This is a genomic window from Bacillus silvicola (assembly GCF_050524305.1).
Classification (GTDB): domain Bacteria; phylum Bacillota; class Bacilli; order Bacillales; family Bacillaceae_G; genus Bacillus_A; species Bacillus_A cereus_AT.
In genome coordinates, this window is sequence record NZ_JBNGVC010000012.1 from 1599950 (window position 1) to 1614969 (window position 15020).

The window sequence follows — 15020 nt, forward strand, 5'->3', positions numbered from 1 at the left end:
AACATTTTCTCTTAGTATACAGCAAAACCGTTTCCTATACATTTGTTTCCTGCATAGCAGCAAATTCATCCTCAGAAATAAGGACATCTCTCGGTTTCGTTCCTCTTCCTTCAGAAATAATCCCTTGCGATTCCATCTCTTCAATGAGACGTGCCGCGCGATTATAACCGATGCGGAATTTTCGCTGTACAGAAGATGTGGACGCTCCCCCTTGTTCTACAACAAATTGACATGCATCAAAGAACAATTCGTCTTCCGACTCAGCTTGTTCTGTTTTCGCTAATAAATCCTCTTGCTTAAATAAGTAATTCGGCTTCATTTGCTTTCTCACATGATCAACTGTTTTCTCAATCTCATCATCCGATACATATACACCTTGTACACGAACCGGTTTAGACGTACCGTTTCCTAAGAATAACATATCACCACGACCAAGTAATTTCTCCGCGCCCCCAATATCGATAATCGTACGCGAATCAACTTGAGATGATACTGTAAACGCAATACGCGTTGGAATGTTTGATTTAATTAAACCTGTAATAACGTCTACAGATGGTCTCTGCGTCGCAACTAATAAGTGAATACCACAAGCACGAGCTTTTTGTGCAATACGACAAATCGCTTCCTCAACATCACCAGGAGCAACCATCATTAAGTCAGCTAACTCGTCAATGACGATTACAATATAAGGTAATGTCTCACCTGGGATTTCTCTCCCACTTACAATCGTATTGTAACGAGTTAAATCACGAGCACCAGCATGCGCAAATAATTCATAACGGCGTTCCATCTCTTCGACTGCCCACTTTAAAGCCGCTGTTGCTGCTTTTACATCTGTAATAACAGGCGCTACAAGATGTGGAACAGAATTGTATGGTGCAAGCTCAACCATCTTCGGATCGATTAACATTAACTTCACTTCATGCGGTTTCGCTTTATATAAAATGCTCGTTAAAATTGCGTTAATACACACACTTTTCCCAGAACCTGTTGCACCCGCAATAAGTCCGTGTGGCATTTTCCGAATATCAGTTACAATTGGATCGCCTGAAATATCAAGCCCGAGCGCAACTGTAAGCGGTGATTCGCTCTTTGTAAACACAGGACTTCTTAAAATTTCACGAAGAAACACTGGCTTACTTTCTTTATTTGGAACTTCGATTCCAATCGCACTCTTCCCTGGAATTGGCGCTTCAATACGAATATCTTTCGCAGCTAAGCTTAACTTAATATCATCACTTAAATTTGTAATTTTATTTACTTTCACACCTGGGTCTGGCTGTACTTCAAAACGAGTTACTGCTGGACCTTGCGATACGTTAATAACATGTGCACCAACATGGAAATTATTAAATGTCGTATTTAATAATTCTTTCTGTTCATCCAACCATTCCGTATTATCTAACGCTGCTTGCTGCGGAATTGACAACAATGTTAATGGCGGAATTGCATATGTCGGTGGTGTTTGCAATACATTTCGCATATCGTTCTCTCTTTGATTTACAACATATGCTTTCTCTTGTACTTGCTCTACTACCATTTGCTGCACTGGCTTTTCTTCCACTTGCGGTTCTACTACCACTTGCTGCATTGGCTTTTCTTCCACTTGCGGTTCTACTACCACTTGCTGCATTGGCTTTTCTTCCACTTGCGGTTCTACTACCACTTGCTGCATTGGCTTTTCTTCCACTTGCGGTTCTACTACCACTTGCTGCATTGGCTTTTCTTCCACTCGTTTACTGGCAGTTGATTGCATTACGTTCGTTCTTGCCGCATGTCTTTCCATTAATTTCTTTCTGTCTTGCTTTAACATGACAACATTAAATGGGACATGACGTTTTTTCTCACGTTTCGGTTCTTCTATTTGTAAAGCAGGCTGTTCTTCAGCAACTTGCTTCTTTTCTTCCGCTTCTTCAATTAAAACGTTCGCAAAGTTTTGAACATCTTTCTTTGTTTGCTCATCCGTTTCTGAAACTGGTACGAATACTTCACTTTCTTCCTTGAACGTAATTGTTTCTTGTTGAAAAATCACTGGTTGCCCTGCAACTGGTGTATTTCCCACTAAATCTGTATTCATCGTTTCTTCAATTACTGTTTCTTGAGAAATTGGTTCTTCTTCCTTAGTTTCTTCTAACTCCGCAACTTCTTCTGCCACTTCCTTAGTTTCTTCTAATTCCACAACTTCTTCTGCCACTTCCTTAGTTTCTTCTAACTCCGCAACTTCTTCTGCCACTTCCTTAGTTTCTTCTAATTCTGCAACTTCTTCTGCCACTTCCTTAGTTTCTTCTAACTCCGCAACTTCTTCTGCCACTTCCTTAGTTTCTTCTAACTCCGCAACTTCTTCTGCCACTTCCTTAGTTTCTTCTAACTCCGCAACTTCTTCTGCCACTTCCTTAGTTTCTTCTAACTCCGCAACTTCTTCTGCCACTTCCTTAGTTTCTTCTAACTCCGCAACTTCTTCTGCCACTTCCTTAGTTTCTTCTAATTCTGCAACTTCTTCTGCCACTTCCTTAGTTTCTTCTAATTCTGCAACTTCTTCTGTTGCTCCCTTAGCTTCCTCTAATTCTTCTTCAAAAGCATCTGGTATTTCTATAGTGATTGTTTCTTGAAGCTTTTCATCTGTTTTTACAATTACTACATCTTCTGAAGATTCCTCTTCAATTTGATTTGCTACAACTTCAGCAATAGTTTCTTCTATTTCTGTACTACATTCGATTTCTTCTCTTAATATCGTTTCCACGTTCTCTACTTTAGAATCTATTGACTCTTCTTGTAGAGTTTCTTCGTTATCTTCTATATGCGATAACTCCACTACATCTTGTTCTTGCTGTAAGGCTTGTACAGTTGTATGAAGCAACTGATCACTCTGGCTTTCTTCTAATGAAGGAACTTGACTCTCAATCTCGTAACCATTTTTCTCTAACCATGCATCCACAACCGATTTTTCTTTTACTTTACTATTTTTTTGTGTTTGTTCGTTCAGTCCTTCCTTATTAGACGAACCTTCTTTTTTGCCTTCTGAAAAATCGGATAATGTGTAGCCCTTTTTCTCTAACCATGCGTCCACAACTGATTTTCCTTCAATGGATATTTCAAGATCTTCTCTTTCTTTTTCTTCCTCCTGTACAACCTTCTTTTCTACTGAAGGACGATTATATCCATAAATCGGTGAAATCATCTCTGTTGGACGAAATGGTCTACGGTTACTTTCTTGTGATGGGACGGATGCTTTTTTTACGATAGGCTCTTGTTCCTGTTCATATTGCAATTCCGGCTCTTCATATGTAGGAACTGCTTTTTCCACATATAGTCGTCTGCTTCTTTCCACTTTTATTCCGCTTTGAGCAGACGGCTCTTCGTATGTTACTACTTGAACAGGTCGTTCTTCAAAGTGCTCTATTTCTCTTACATCCTCTTCATCGAACCCATTATCCGGTATTAATGGAAAACGGCATTTCCCTGCATTTCGACTTGCCATTTGTGCTTCTCTTGCTTCAGTGTAGTGGTTTACACGAGGAATTTTCGGCTGACTTTCAATTTGTGCCGACACTTCTTTATTCATCACTGTTTTTTCTTCCTCTTTGTTAAACAGCTTTTTCATCCAATCTAACATGCTTACCACTCTTTCTACTAAATAGTAACATCCTTTATTGTATCAGCATTCGGCAAAAAGTGCAGGTAAAATTAAGCATGTCATATTTATCCATAATATTCTAATTTACGAGTGTTTTCACATGGAAAAACGCAGCCTCTCATGTAAGACTGCGTTTAAGCTTTACTCTTCCGATATTCATCTACACTATCCGTTACGCTTTGTAATAAAGAATTCACATACTGCGGATCAGATAATTTTTTATCTTCTTCAGGATTTGACATAAATCCAAGTTCTAATAGAACGCCAGGAACTTTTGCCCAATTAAACCCAGAAAGATCATCTCGATATTTAATTCCATTTACTTTCACTTGATGATTCTCTCTCATTTTATTTACTATCGTTTGAGAGATTTGAAGACTTTCCGCATAAATCTCTTTCGTATACGGACTTCCTTCTGCCGGCGTCAATACAGCAAATCCACTTTGGTTTGGATTTTCCGAACCATCTGCATGAAGACGTAAAAACAAATTCGCCTTATGATCATTTGCGAATGTCGCACGTTCTTTATTGCTTATATCAACATCTTGTGACGTTCTCGTCATTAATACTTGCATACCTTTTGCTTCCAACTTTTCTTTTAATATAAAAGCCATTTCTAACACAAGGACAGACTCTCTCTTTTTTGTTACAACACCTGTTGTCCCATCTGTCACTTTATATTTTTGAGTAGTTGCTCCTGGACCAATCGGCTCTAAATTTAAATTCGCTTTTTGTTGATGCCCTGGATCAATGACAACGAGAAACTTTTCTTGCTTCTCCTTACTCTCTATTTTTTGTTCATTATTTTGTGCTGGTTGCTCTGGTGGCTGCACCGGCGTAGTTTCCTCTTTCTTTTCCTCTGCCGACGCTTCCTCCTGCTTAGGTTCTACTTGCTCATTCGTTTGAATTGCTTGTGGTTCTTCTTTCTTTTCTTGTTCTTCTTGCTGTTTTTCTACCGGTGCGTCTTCCTTTTTCTCTTTGCTTGTTTCTCTTACAGAAGATGATGCTTCTTTTTTCGGCTGCTCCTGTGAGCAACCTCCCATATATATGCCAATAAATGCAATCATGCCCATTATTTTTATATACTTCATGCTTCTCTCCCATCACTTTGCACCGGACTCAAAGTTTTACTTATAATTGGTTTATAATCTCATCCATATTTCCAATATAAACAGGCTGCCACGTTTCCGTACCACGCTCTGCAGTATACACTGGATACATATTATCATCCACATTCACGAAAACTGGATCGCCCATATCCGTTTCATATCCAATCACAATCCATCCTTCTTGCCACTTTCCATTCTCTTCACTTACTAATGAATTTTTATGTTTATCATATCGATAACCGATTTGTCCTTTTTCTAATTCATTTTCACTAAATACATATATTTCATAGGAACCTAACTCGATATCTTGCTGTTTTGAAGTTTCAATTCGTTTCAGAAGTTCTGCGATTTTTAGTTGTTGTTTCATACGTCTATCCCCTTCTATTTTTCTAAATTTTACCTAATTTATTTTTAAAATACAATATAGTTTTTAAAGAGAAACGTTACAATCCTAGGAATTTCACACAAAAAAAAATAGCCCCACATATGCGAGGCTATTTTCTCTTACATCAATTAAAATTTGAACTCTTGTCCAACTTCAAAGCTATCTTCTAATACAAGAATACCTTTTTCTTGTGGAGCATCTGGAAGCTCTAATTCACGTGCAGAGCAAATCATTCCAGAAGAAGGAACACCGCGAAGCTCAGCAGGTTTAATTAACATACCGCTTGGCATTACAGCGCCGATTTTTGCAACAACAACTTTTTGTCCTGCATCAACGTTTGGTGCACCACATACGATTTGTAATGTTTCTGTACCGATTTCTACTGTACAAATGTTTAATTTATCAGCATTTGGATGCTTCTCTTTTTCAGCTACATAGCCTACAACAAATTTCGGCGTGAAATCAGCTTCTACTTTTTCTTCAAAGCCATTCTTCGCTAAAATTTCGTTAATTTTTTCAACAAACTCTTTTGTTAATGTAACGTTTCCGTTATCTGTTACTTCTACATAAGAAGATGCATTAAAGATGTTGAATCCTGCTGTTACGTTGCTTTCACGATCGTATACGCGAGCAACATCTCCTTTGCGGTCAAATGTACGGTTTTCTAAAGTAATATCTTGTAAGGTAACAATTAAAGTGTCACCAATTCCTTCAAGGTTGTAAAAAACGTTCACTTCGTTCATCCTTTCTCTTTTCCATCTGTCTTCTTCCGATTCTTCGCTAAAATAAAGATTGGTTCGAAGTCCCCATCTTCATATACGAATGAAAGTGATGTAATCGGAACATGCCCTTCGGCAAAAAATTTCATTGTCATTTGTGCAATAATATCATAACCGATTTCGTTGACGATATCAGCAATAATTAATACATCTTGGTGAGGAACTGCCACAACCATGTCACCAGAGATCTTTTCACGCATCGATTGTAGTAACGATTCGTTTAAAATACGAGTCGCATCATACCCATCATTTGTGTTTAAAAAGTAGAATGTATTACCTGCTACTGTGTCCTGCTTAAATTCATAACCTAATGAGCGAGCATTAAATAATGCCATTTCACGTACTTGTTGCTCTGTAAGCTCTAATTTTTGCAATAAGCGCTCATCAATTAATCGATACGTTTTATTAGAATCTAGCGCATAGTAAATACGTGTTTCCGCCGTGTGGTCCGTCATAATAAACGGATTTCCTTCTTCTGATTGTTTCGGGAAAGAAGTAGAGCGAATAACAGGTAAAATTTTCGCCGTGCTATTTTCTTCTTTATGCATTGCAATTAGCGCTTCTTGTACGTAATAAGCGACCTCTTCAATCGCTTTTTCTTTGTTCACTTCCCATTTTGCTACTACTCCTGGAAGTGATACGTTAATACCTTTTTTCGAGTCTGTTTGTTCAATACGAAGAACTTCTTTCTCGCTATCATAATGAAAATCCCATTCTGGTCGAGATAATTTCTTCATTAACTCGTCTTTCATCTTTTTACTTGTCATTTTCATCTCTTTTTCCTCCCTTCCAAAAAAACAACCTCCCCCGCGAAGGTAGAGGTTGTTTTTACAATTCAATTGGCTAATTGTCTTATTTTAAACCTTCAATAAACTCTTCGATTTGCTCTTGTGTTTTACGATCTTTGTTTACATAGCGTCCAGTTTCTTCACCTTTATTGTACGCTACAAAGCTCGGAATGCCAAATACGTCTAATTTCACGCATAGATCAATAAATTCATCACGATCTACATAGTAAAATGAGAAATCACTATACTTCTCTTCTACTTCTGGCATAAATGGATCAACGAAACGGCAATCTGGGCACCATTCTGCTGAGAACATGAAGACTACATTCTCTTCATTTTTTAATTCTTGGAATTGTTCCATGCTTTCTAATGATTTCATCTATATTTCCTCCTCTAACGAGTGCACTTTTTCACACTATAATCTTTTCTTTATACTACCATACATCGCGCATGGTGCAAGGTTTATGCTTGCTTTTCATCATACTTATATTGCCCAACAAGTAACTTAACAACGTGTACAAATAATTCAGTTCGGTCGACATAATCATCTGTAAAAATACCGATAGCACCTTCGTGACTACGAATATCTTTCCGCTCTACAAACTCTTCCATCACTTCACTTAACTCTTTGCCATCTTCAAGAGGCGCTAAAAAATCGTCTGGTAACTTAATACGCGCTCCTCCTGCAACGAATATCTTATCGTCACTCGTTGCGAGTGCACCCCAGTTACACATAAATAAACCGTGCTCCGTTTTCATTACACCGCCTTCTAGCCCAATACCGATTTGAGCTTCTCCTTCTTGCAGCGCTCGCTTCGCTCTATTTACCGCTCCTTGCATCGTCTCTTCATCTGAGAAAGGCTGGTTTGCTACTCCTGACGGAACAGAAAGAGATGTAACTTCAGCATCATTCCAAACCTTCTCCACAGCTCCAACCTTCGTTTTATTCTTCGATCCAACTACTACTTTCATTTTGTTCACCTCTATATAAATTCATCATTTTGTTCTAATATCCGCTTCGGCACAAATTAAGTACCAACCACATATCACCTAGGAATCCCTGCCATTTATAAAAGAAGCTTGCTTTCCACAATATGACCGATTTCGAACTCAAAACCAGCCTTCCTACCCGCGGTCTTAATACATCGCTCGAGCACCAACTAGGTACTGACCGCTCCCACTCATCGCTGGGTCATCTATTCAACCTAAAAAAAGAAGGGTTTTCCACCCTTCCTCCTTACGCGTTATTCTTAATCGTTTCTAACGTCGTTTTGTCCGTTGCTCTTACAAGCTTTGTAATAAGTTCTTTTGCTGCTGCATAATCATCAACATGTAAAATAGAAGCATGCGTATGAATGTAGCGAGCACAAACACCAATTACTGCTGATGGGATACCTGAGTTACTTGTATGTACACGGCCCGCATCTGTACCACCCTGTGAAATAAAGTATTGGTACGGAATATTGTGTGTTTCTGCTGTATCTAAAATGAATTCACGCATTCCTCTATGAGTTACCATCGTGCGGTCGTAAATACGAAGAAGCGCACCTTTTCCTAATTGACCGAACTGCGTTTTATCACCAGATGCATCGTTTGCTGGGCTTGCATCAAGCGCATAGAAAATGTCTGGTTGAATCATATTTGCAGCTGTTTGTGCTCCGCGAAGACCTACTTCTTCTTGTACAGTAGCACCAGAGTATAATGTGTTTGGTAATGTTTCATCTTTTAATTCTTTTAATAACTCAATAGCAAGGCCACATCCATAACGGTTGTCCCAAGCTTTCGCCATAATTTTCTTCTCATTTGCCATCGGCGTGAACGGACAGATTGGCACGATTTGTTGTCCTGGTTTTACGCCAATTTCAATCGCATCTTCATAGCTATCTGCACCTATATCAATTAACATATTTTTCATATCCATCGGTTTTGCACGTTGCGCATCACTTAATAAATGAGGAGGGATAGAACCAACAACCCCAATAACAGGACCGTTCTTCGTCATAACTTGTACGCGCTGCGCTAATAGTACTTGGCTCCACCAACCGCCTAACGTTTGAAAACGAAGCATCCCATTTTTCGTAATTTGCGTAACCATGAAACCTACTTCATCCATATGACCTGCTACAAGAACGCGTGGGCCAGTTTCGTCCCCTTTTTTCAGACCAAATACGCTACCTAAACCGTCTTGCACAATTTCATCAGCATATTTGCTTAATTCTTGCTTCATAAAACGGCGCACATCATGTTCAAAACCTGATGCACCTTGTAATTCTGTTAACGTACGAAATAATTGTAATGTCTCTTTATTCACGAAGTCCCCTTCTTTCAAACCTTAGTAGAATACCTCTTTTATTGTAACGAAATTTTCGAAATGTTTCTAGTTTCTTCTTTTTTAGTTGCGTTTGCATTATAATTATTATCGGTACACTATTTTTATTTTACAGAATTGAGGTGAATATATGAGCTGGAAAGGTTTAGTAGCAGGTCTTGGCGTTGGGTTCGCAGCTGGTTATTTCGTTGCAAACAAAGTACAAGAACAATCCCATATTTCTTCAGAAAAAGCATTGAAAATGGTGAAACAAGCATTAAGTCATAAAGGTGAAATTACTGGCTCTTGGGTACATATGGTTCCAGAGACATTTGAAAAATATGATGTCGCATATGAAGTTTATCGCGGCGGTCTTACAACAATGTTAGATGATATACAAGAACGATTTGAATTTTTAGTTGATGCAAAAACAGGCACTGTTTTAGAGGTTATAGCAGCATAAAAAAGAGGGTTCCCATTAGGTGAACCTCTTTTTTTTTTTGAAATTGTGGGTATTGATTAAAATTATATCAGCGATTTTTCGAATATATCAGCGCAACTCAAATTATATCGGCGATTTTTTAAATATATCGGCGCAACTCGATTTATATCAGCGATTATTGAGATATATCGACTTATCGACAAAATCCGACAATAAAAAAGAGGCTGCTCCAATAAATATGATGGAACAACCTCCTATTTTTATGCTTCTATACTCGTTTTCCGTTCTATTTTTTCTATGATATGCCCTTCCTCATTCCACTTCACAGCACGATAATATGCGTCATGATAAAACGTAAACCATGCTTCTTTCTCAGCACCATACTTCATCCACTTTTGTTTATGTTCAATCGATGTCATTGGATAGTCATCGTAGGCCATTACCCATAATACATTTTGATGTGCATGCGTCGGTAAAATATCCGCTAAATGAAGCATCGTTTCACCCTGACTTTCAAGGACGACAACGGCATGTCCATCACTATGACCACCCGTATGCTCCATTTTTATTTCATCCGTAATTTCTATTTCTTGCTGGAAGGTAACAACTTTATCTACAATCGGCTCCCAATTTTCCGTCCAGTATGTATTACGCGATCTAATATTTGGATTCCTCATTTCATTCCATTCCGTTTCACTTACATAAACTTTCGCATTCGGAAACGTCGGCACAAGGTGATCTCCTTCCCGCCTTGTTAAACCAGATGCATGATCGAAATGAAGATGCGTCATTAAGACGTAATGAACATCTTCAGGCTTTAGACCCAGTTTTTCTAACGATTCATAAACCGATGATTCTTCTGTTACACCTTGATTTCGCTTCATTTTCTCATTCAACTTACCGTTTCCTATTCCAGAATCAATAAGCATGTTTCCTTCTTTCGTTTGCAAAAGTAACGGATCTGTTCGTAAATAAATATGGTTTGTATCATTATGTTGATATTTGCGTGACCAAAGTACTTTCGGCACAACTCCAAACATTGCACCTCCATCTAAATGTGTATTCCCACCTTTTAGCCATGTCACTTTTATATTTCCAACTTGTAACTGTTCCATCTTTCATCCCCCTTTCTTTTTAATATTAACATAAAATTCTGATTGTTTTAGCTACAAAAAAACCTATGCATTACTGCATAGGCTCTGTGCGATATTTCGCTTCAACTCGGTAAATACGATGACCTTTACTAGAGAACTTCTCTTCGTACTCTGTCATAATGTTTCCTTCATAATCACTATTATGAAGATCTAAGCTAAGGTAAGTTAATAACATACCATACTCAGCCATACTCATAAGAGAATATTCAAATAAACCTTGGTTATCAGTTTTGAAATGAATTTCTCCGCCATCTACTAACACTTCTTCGTAATTGCGTAAAAATGTTTTATACGTTAAACGACGCTTCGTATGACGGTTCTTCGGCCATGGATCTGAGAAGTTTAAATAAACGCGGTCAATTTCACCTTGTGCAAAGAAAACTTTTAAATCTTCAGCATCTTTATTAATTAACTTTAAGTTCGGTAATTCTTCTTCAATTAATTTATCAAGTGCATCTACAACAACACTTGTGAATTTTTCAATTCCAATATAATTAATATGTGGATTCGCTTTTGCCATATCATACATAAAGCGGCCACGTCCTGTACCTACTTCAATATGAATTGGTTGTTCATTTCCAAATACTTCTTTCCAGTTACCAGCGCGCTCTTCTGGGTTTCCGATTACGATATGTGAATATTCATTAATTCGATCCATTGCATAAGGTTTATGTCTTAAACGCATAGATGTCTCCCTCTCTTTACAAAACTATTTTAAAGGAAAAATTCCTTCTTTCTGTTTTAATCAATCTATCAAACAAAAAACCAAGCACGTACGAGCACTCGGTCCGTTTCTTTCAAGTATAAGATGTACCATTTTGATAAAAACTACATAAAGCATTAAACATTCCATGACGAAACAGCTTTTTCTCTTACATTTCCAGTGAGAGAAAAACACTCGAAAGGATGATCCGTTCATGCCAATTAATCAACAGCATCAATTAGAAGTGTTAAAAGATATTTTAGTCAACCATCAAAGTGATTGCTGTGGGACAGTTTCTGAATGCGAGCAATTAGAGCGCCTCATTCAATCGTTACTCGCAAACGATAGTATAAGTAGTGACGCTAAAGCAATGCTAAACGATGTATATTCTTATAGTCAATCGGGTAAATCTTCCTCTAATTTGGACAACCATATTTCCAATAATCAAGAACAACTTACTCAGTGGATTGCTGGAATGGACAATTTTTCTTAAGTATTATTCTGAAGCAAGTAGTTGCTGTAAATATTGATGCCAATATTTAGCTTCTGCTTGCTGCTTTTTTGTTGTGTGCCATTGAATAGATAAAATCGTTTGTGCTATAACATACCATCTCATACGCCTAAGTAATGATTCATCTAGTTCAACATCATAATATCCGAGCCACTCACTCCATTCATGACGCGGAACATACCAATATAATAACATCCCAAGGTCTAAAGCTGGGTCAGCAATCACAGCTCCATCCCAATCAATTAAAAACAATTCATCTTCATCCGACAATATCCAATTGTTATGGTTTACATCACAATGGCATACAACGAATTCATCGTACTCAATATCTTTTAATGACTCTGTTAAATATTGAAGACCTTGCTGAATTGTTTCATCAACTCTTATATCTCCTCTTAAAACAAGTTGTAATTGTTGTAATAACTCTTGCGCATGAAGCGGCTGCTTTCCTAGCCTTTGAATCATCTGCACAAGCGCTTTAGAGGAGTGTATTTTCTTCAAAAGTTTCGCAACACGTTCTAGTTTCATATCCTCTTGCTCTAACTTCTGTCCCGGAAGCCATTTTTGAGCAGAAATTACATCACCGTTCGTTACCCTTCTTGTCCAAAGTAATTTTGGAACAATTCCTTCAGCTGACAATACCGCTAAAAAGGGCGATGTATTCCGCTTTAAAAATAACTTTTGTTGTCCGTTTTGCGCAATATACGCATCGCCCGTTACTCCACCAGCCGGTATAAGACTCCACTCTTTTCCTAATAATTGTTCCAACCATTCCATATTCATTACCCGTTAACAAATCCTTATCTTTTATAGTTATGAAAAGAAAAACCGCAACATTTCTACACATGTTGTGGATTCATATATTTTACTTTAGTTGAATGAAAAGAAAACTTGGCATAAGCCGAAAACAGGATAAATCCCCTGCTCTTCTAGTTTATTTTACAAAATCACTCATAGAATGACAACTTATCAAAATCGTCACCTTTGTCAATTCTACATTTATTACATTCTCATCGTCAAGTAGCGATTTGTCACATTATCGCCAATATATACATGCTAGTTGGAGCCATTTGAAGTTCCTTTCCTCTAAATGAAGAAATTGGCTGTATTTTCGCTTGCTTTTCGTTTACTATCACATGCCACGTTTCTTCTTTTGGAAGCTCGACTATTTCATTTTGCAAACCGCTATTGAATAACACAACAATCTCTTTCCACGGTCCGAAAGATTCTACATTTTGCAAATGGTATGCAAGTGCTTCTTTTGATGTTTGCAAAAAAGTCATATGCTTTTTTATAAGATCAGCGCTTTTTAATCGAAATGCCCCATGCTCCTTCCGAATCGCGATTAAACCTTTTATATAATTAACTGTCTCCATCTCTGTTTCTTTTTGCTCCCAATCTAATCGATTGATTTCATCATTTGCATTATAACTATTTTCGTTTCCTTGCTTCGTACGATAAAACTCTTGCCCTGCATGTAAGAAAGGAATCCCTTGCGAAAGAATAACTATTGCGGTTGCTAGTCGATGACGTCTTTTCAAAATTTCTTCTGATTCTGGATTACTTTGCACTAGTTTATCCCACATCGTCATATTATCATGACATTCTACATAGTTAATGCTTTGCATTGGTTCTAGGAACAATCCTGTTTCTTTCATACTTAAAAGGCTACCAGCTACTATATACTGCAAATGATTACAGTCTACATGCCCACCAAATGCAAAGCCACGTTTATTTATATTAAAAGTACTTCCTTTTATTCCATCACGAAATTGATCATTAAACTGTGCGATACATGGCATTTTATTCGCGTTATTTAACGTCGCCTTCTCCTTAAGAGGAAGGGGTGTTTGTAAATCCCATCCTTCACCTAATAACAGCGCATCATGCTTTATTTTTCGCACTTCTTTTTCTAACACATTCATCGTTTCAACATCTAAAATTCCCATTAAATCAAATCGGAATCCATCAACATTGTATTCAGTAAGCCAATATAGGACAGATTCTACAATAAATTTCCTCATCATTTTCCGTTCAGATGCTATATCATTTCCAACTCCCGTCCCATTAGAAGGCATACCATCTTCACCATGACGAAAATAATATCCCGGAACAAGCTTCTCAAATGATGATAGCTCTCTCTCATAAACATGATTATATACAACATCGATAATTACCCTGATGCCGCACGCATGAAATGTTTCAATCAGTTGTTTACACTCTACTATCCTGTTGTACGGGTCAGAGGGGTTTGTAGCATAAAATCCTGTTGGCGTATTGTAATATAGTGGATTGTAGCCCCAATTATATGCAGAAGCAGTATTCGCCTCATCTACACCTCCGAAACAATATAAAGGTAATAGTTCAACATGTGTAACACCTAAATCTTTTATATGAGACAATCCCGTTAACGTCCCATTTCGTCCCGTTGTCCCCTCTTCTATCAATCCTTTATATGTTCCCTTATTACTCACTCCACTGTTTGGATGAATAGTAGCATCACGAATATGCAGTTCATACAATATTGCATCTGTCATTGACTGTAATGGTGGTAATTCCTCTCGTTTTGTTACATTCGTCTTTTCCAAATCGATAACAATGCCGTATTTCCCATTTACAGTCACTGACTTTGCGTAAGGATCCACTGCTTCATTCCATATTAAATTAATACATACGAGAAATGTATATTTTACTCCGGCTAAATCACCTTGTAATGTATGAGTCCAAACTCCGTTTTCTCCTCTGTACATTTCATAATCGATATATTCTTTATCACTTTTATAAATTCTTACTTTCGCAAGCCTTGCAGTTGGAGCCCATACTTTAAATATCGTCACTTCTTTTTGATACACAGCACCTAAATCTGTACCTTCGTAATAATACTTTTCATCGAAAATTGCTGTTCGAATAACAGCGCCTATTTGTAAATCTGTTTCTTCGTTCCGTTCATCTCGTACTGTATAATATTTCCCCACATCTAGCGGCTCTTCTATAAAGCACTCATACTTCGTTGCATCCGGAAGAGCAATAGTATGAGCAATCGGCAATTCTTTCAAATTGCTTCCTTCTTGTAAACGAAATGTCCGGCTTGTTCCATACGCATGCGGGAGCAAAATTGTAATTTTATTCATTTCATCTAAATAGGCATCAAATGGACGTTTTACTTTCAACATAAAAAAATCACCATCATTCTTAAAGTTAAAATAA

General features: G+C 37.6%; 14 protein-coding genes. 2 read left to right on the forward strand and 12 right to left on the reverse strand.

From position 1 onward, the window contains the following. Nucleotides 1–34: 34 nt before the first annotated feature. The 8 genes from ACP6L7_RS20320 to ACP6L7_RS20355 all read right to left on the reverse strand — a co-directional run bounded on the left by ACP6L7_RS20320 (nucleotide 35) and on the right by ACP6L7_RS20355 (nucleotide 9006). Nucleotides 35–3613, reverse strand: coding sequence for a DNA translocase FtsK (locus ACP6L7_RS20320; protein WP_430529363.1), 3579 nt, complete (start codon nucleotides 3611–3613; stop codon nucleotides 35–37). Between the two features lie 155 nt (nucleotides 3614–3768). Further along, nucleotides 3769–4725 carry an N-acetylmuramoyl-L-alanine amidase gene (locus ACP6L7_RS20325; RefSeq protein ID WP_141533565.1) on the reverse strand — a complete coding sequence of 319 codons (957 nt, stop codon included), beginning with the start codon at nucleotides 4723–4725 and terminating at the stop codon, nucleotides 3769–3771. Nucleotides 4726–4765: 40 nt separating this feature from the next. Beyond that, nucleotides 4766–5110 carry a thiamine transporter gene (locus ACP6L7_RS20330; RefSeq protein WP_097829042.1) on the reverse strand — a complete coding sequence of 115 codons (345 nt, stop codon included), beginning with the start codon at nucleotides 5108–5110 and terminating at the stop codon, nucleotides 4766–4768. A gap of 146 nt (nucleotides 5111–5256) precedes the next feature. Further along, complete coding sequence (gene ytpR, locus ACP6L7_RS20335) at nucleotides 5257–5871, reverse strand: YtpR family tRNA-binding protein (RefSeq protein ID WP_001006780.1); 615 nt, start codon at nucleotides 5869–5871, stop codon at nucleotides 5257–5259. Continuing rightward, nucleotides 5868–6680, reverse strand: coding sequence for a DUF1444 domain-containing protein (locus ACP6L7_RS20340; RefSeq protein ID WP_097829041.1), 813 nt, complete (start codon nucleotides 6678–6680; stop codon nucleotides 5868–5870). Before ACP6L7_RS20340 ends, ytpR begins: the two co-directional genes overlap by 4 nt. Nucleotides 6681–6759: 79 nt before the next feature. Then, complete coding sequence (locus tag ACP6L7_RS20345) at nucleotides 6760–7074, reverse strand: thioredoxin family protein (protein WP_000838192.1); 315 nt, start codon at nucleotides 7072–7074, stop codon at nucleotides 6760–6762. A gap of 83 nt (nucleotides 7075–7157) precedes the next feature. After that, complete coding sequence (locus ACP6L7_RS20350; protein WP_097829040.1) at nucleotides 7158–7667, reverse strand: DUF84 family protein; 510 nt, start codon at nucleotides 7665–7667, stop codon at nucleotides 7158–7160. Nucleotides 7668–7932: 265 nt separating this feature from the next. After that, complete coding sequence (locus ACP6L7_RS20355) at nucleotides 7933–9006, reverse strand: M42 family metallopeptidase (protein ID WP_097829044.1); 1074 nt, start codon at nucleotides 9004–9006, stop codon at nucleotides 7933–7935. Between the two features lie 148 nt (nucleotides 9007–9154). Here ACP6L7_RS20355 and ACP6L7_RS20360 point away from each other — a divergent pair, with 148 nt between their 5' ends. After that, nucleotides 9155–9466 carry a PepSY domain-containing protein gene (locus ACP6L7_RS20360; protein WP_000118537.1) on the forward strand — a complete coding sequence of 104 codons (312 nt, stop codon included), beginning with the start codon at nucleotides 9155–9157 and terminating at the stop codon, nucleotides 9464–9466. 239 nt (nucleotides 9467–9705) lie between these two features. On the opposite strand, the gene ACP6L7_RS20365 is transcribed toward ACP6L7_RS20360, so the two are convergent. Next, entirely contained in the window at nucleotides 9706–10560 is an 855-nt protein-coding gene (locus ACP6L7_RS20365; protein WP_097829038.1) for a YtnP family quorum-quenching lactonase, read from the reverse strand. Between the two features lie 70 nt (nucleotides 10561–10630). After that, entirely contained in the window at nucleotides 10631–11284 is a 654-nt protein-coding gene (gene trmB / locus ACP6L7_RS20370) for a tRNA (guanosine(46)-N7)-methyltransferase TrmB (RefSeq protein ID WP_097829037.1), read from the reverse strand. 232 nt (nucleotides 11285–11516) lie between these two features. Here trmB and ACP6L7_RS20375 point away from each other — a divergent pair, with 232 nt between their 5' ends. Continuing rightward, nucleotides 11517–11795, forward strand: a complete 279-nt coding sequence (locus ACP6L7_RS20375; RefSeq protein WP_001122236.1) for a YtzH-like family protein — start codon at nucleotides 11517–11519, stop codon at nucleotides 11793–11795. A 3-nt stretch (nucleotides 11796–11798) separates the two neighbouring features. Here the strand turns inward: ACP6L7_RS20375 and ACP6L7_RS20380 are convergent, their stop codons facing one another. Further along, complete coding sequence (locus tag ACP6L7_RS20380) at nucleotides 11799–12596, reverse strand: phosphotransferase family protein (protein WP_070145165.1); 798 nt, start codon at nucleotides 12594–12596, stop codon at nucleotides 11799–11801. A 248-nt stretch (nucleotides 12597–12844) separates the two neighbouring features. Continuing rightward, nucleotides 12845–14986 (reverse strand): type I pullulanase, encoded by a 2142-nt coding sequence (gene pulA, locus ACP6L7_RS20385; protein WP_097829043.1) that lies wholly within the window; start codon nucleotides 14984–14986, stop codon nucleotides 12845–12847. Nucleotides 14987–15020 lie beyond the last annotated feature (34 nt).

Excerpts from the sequence above, each read along its gene's own strand:
- ACP6L7_RS20320 (WP_430529363.1), bottom strand. The coding sequence starts at position 3,613 with ATGTTAGATTGGATGAAAAAGCTGTTTAACAAAGAGGAAGAAAAAACA.
- ACP6L7_RS20325 (WP_141533565.1), bottom strand. The coding sequence starts at position 4,725 with ATGAAGTATATAAAAATAATGGGCATGATTGCATTTATTGGCATATAT.
- ACP6L7_RS20330 (WP_097829042.1), bottom strand. The coding sequence starts at position 5,110 with ATGAAACAACAACTAAAAATCGCAGAACTTCTGAAACGAATTGAAACT.
- ytpR (WP_001006780.1), bottom strand. The coding sequence starts at position 5,871 with ATGAACGAAGTGAACGTTTTTTACAACCTTGAAGGAATTGGTGACACT.
- ACP6L7_RS20340 (WP_097829041.1), bottom strand. The coding sequence starts at position 6,680 with ATGAAAATGACAAGTAAAAAGATGAAAGACGAGTTAATGAAGAAATTA.
- ACP6L7_RS20345 (WP_000838192.1), bottom strand. The coding sequence starts at position 7,074 with ATGAAATCATTAGAAAGCATGGAACAATTCCAAGAATTAAAAAATGAA.
- ACP6L7_RS20350 (WP_097829040.1), bottom strand. The coding sequence starts at position 7,667 with ATGAAAGTAGTAGTTGGATCGAAGAATAAAACGAAGGTTGGAGCTGTG.
- ACP6L7_RS20360 (WP_000118537.1), top strand. The coding sequence starts at position 9,155 with ATGAGCTGGAAAGGTTTAGTAGCAGGTCTTGGCGTTGGGTTCGCAGCT.
- ACP6L7_RS20365 (WP_097829038.1), bottom strand. The coding sequence starts at position 10,560 with ATGGAACAGTTACAAGTTGGAAATATAAAAGTGACATGGCTAAAAGGT.
- trmB (WP_097829037.1), bottom strand. The coding sequence starts at position 11,284 with ATGCGTTTAAGACATAAACCTTATGCAATGGATCGAATTAATGAATAT.
- ACP6L7_RS20375 (WP_001122236.1), top strand. The coding sequence starts at position 11,517 with ATGCCAATTAATCAACAGCATCAATTAGAAGTGTTAAAAGATATTTTA.
- ACP6L7_RS20380 (WP_070145165.1), bottom strand. The coding sequence starts at position 12,596 with ATGAATATGGAATGGTTGGAACAATTATTAGGAAAAGAGTGGAGTCTT.
- pulA (WP_097829043.1), bottom strand. The coding sequence starts at position 14,986 with ATGTTGAAAGTAAAACGTCCATTTGATGCCTATTTAGATGAAATGAAT.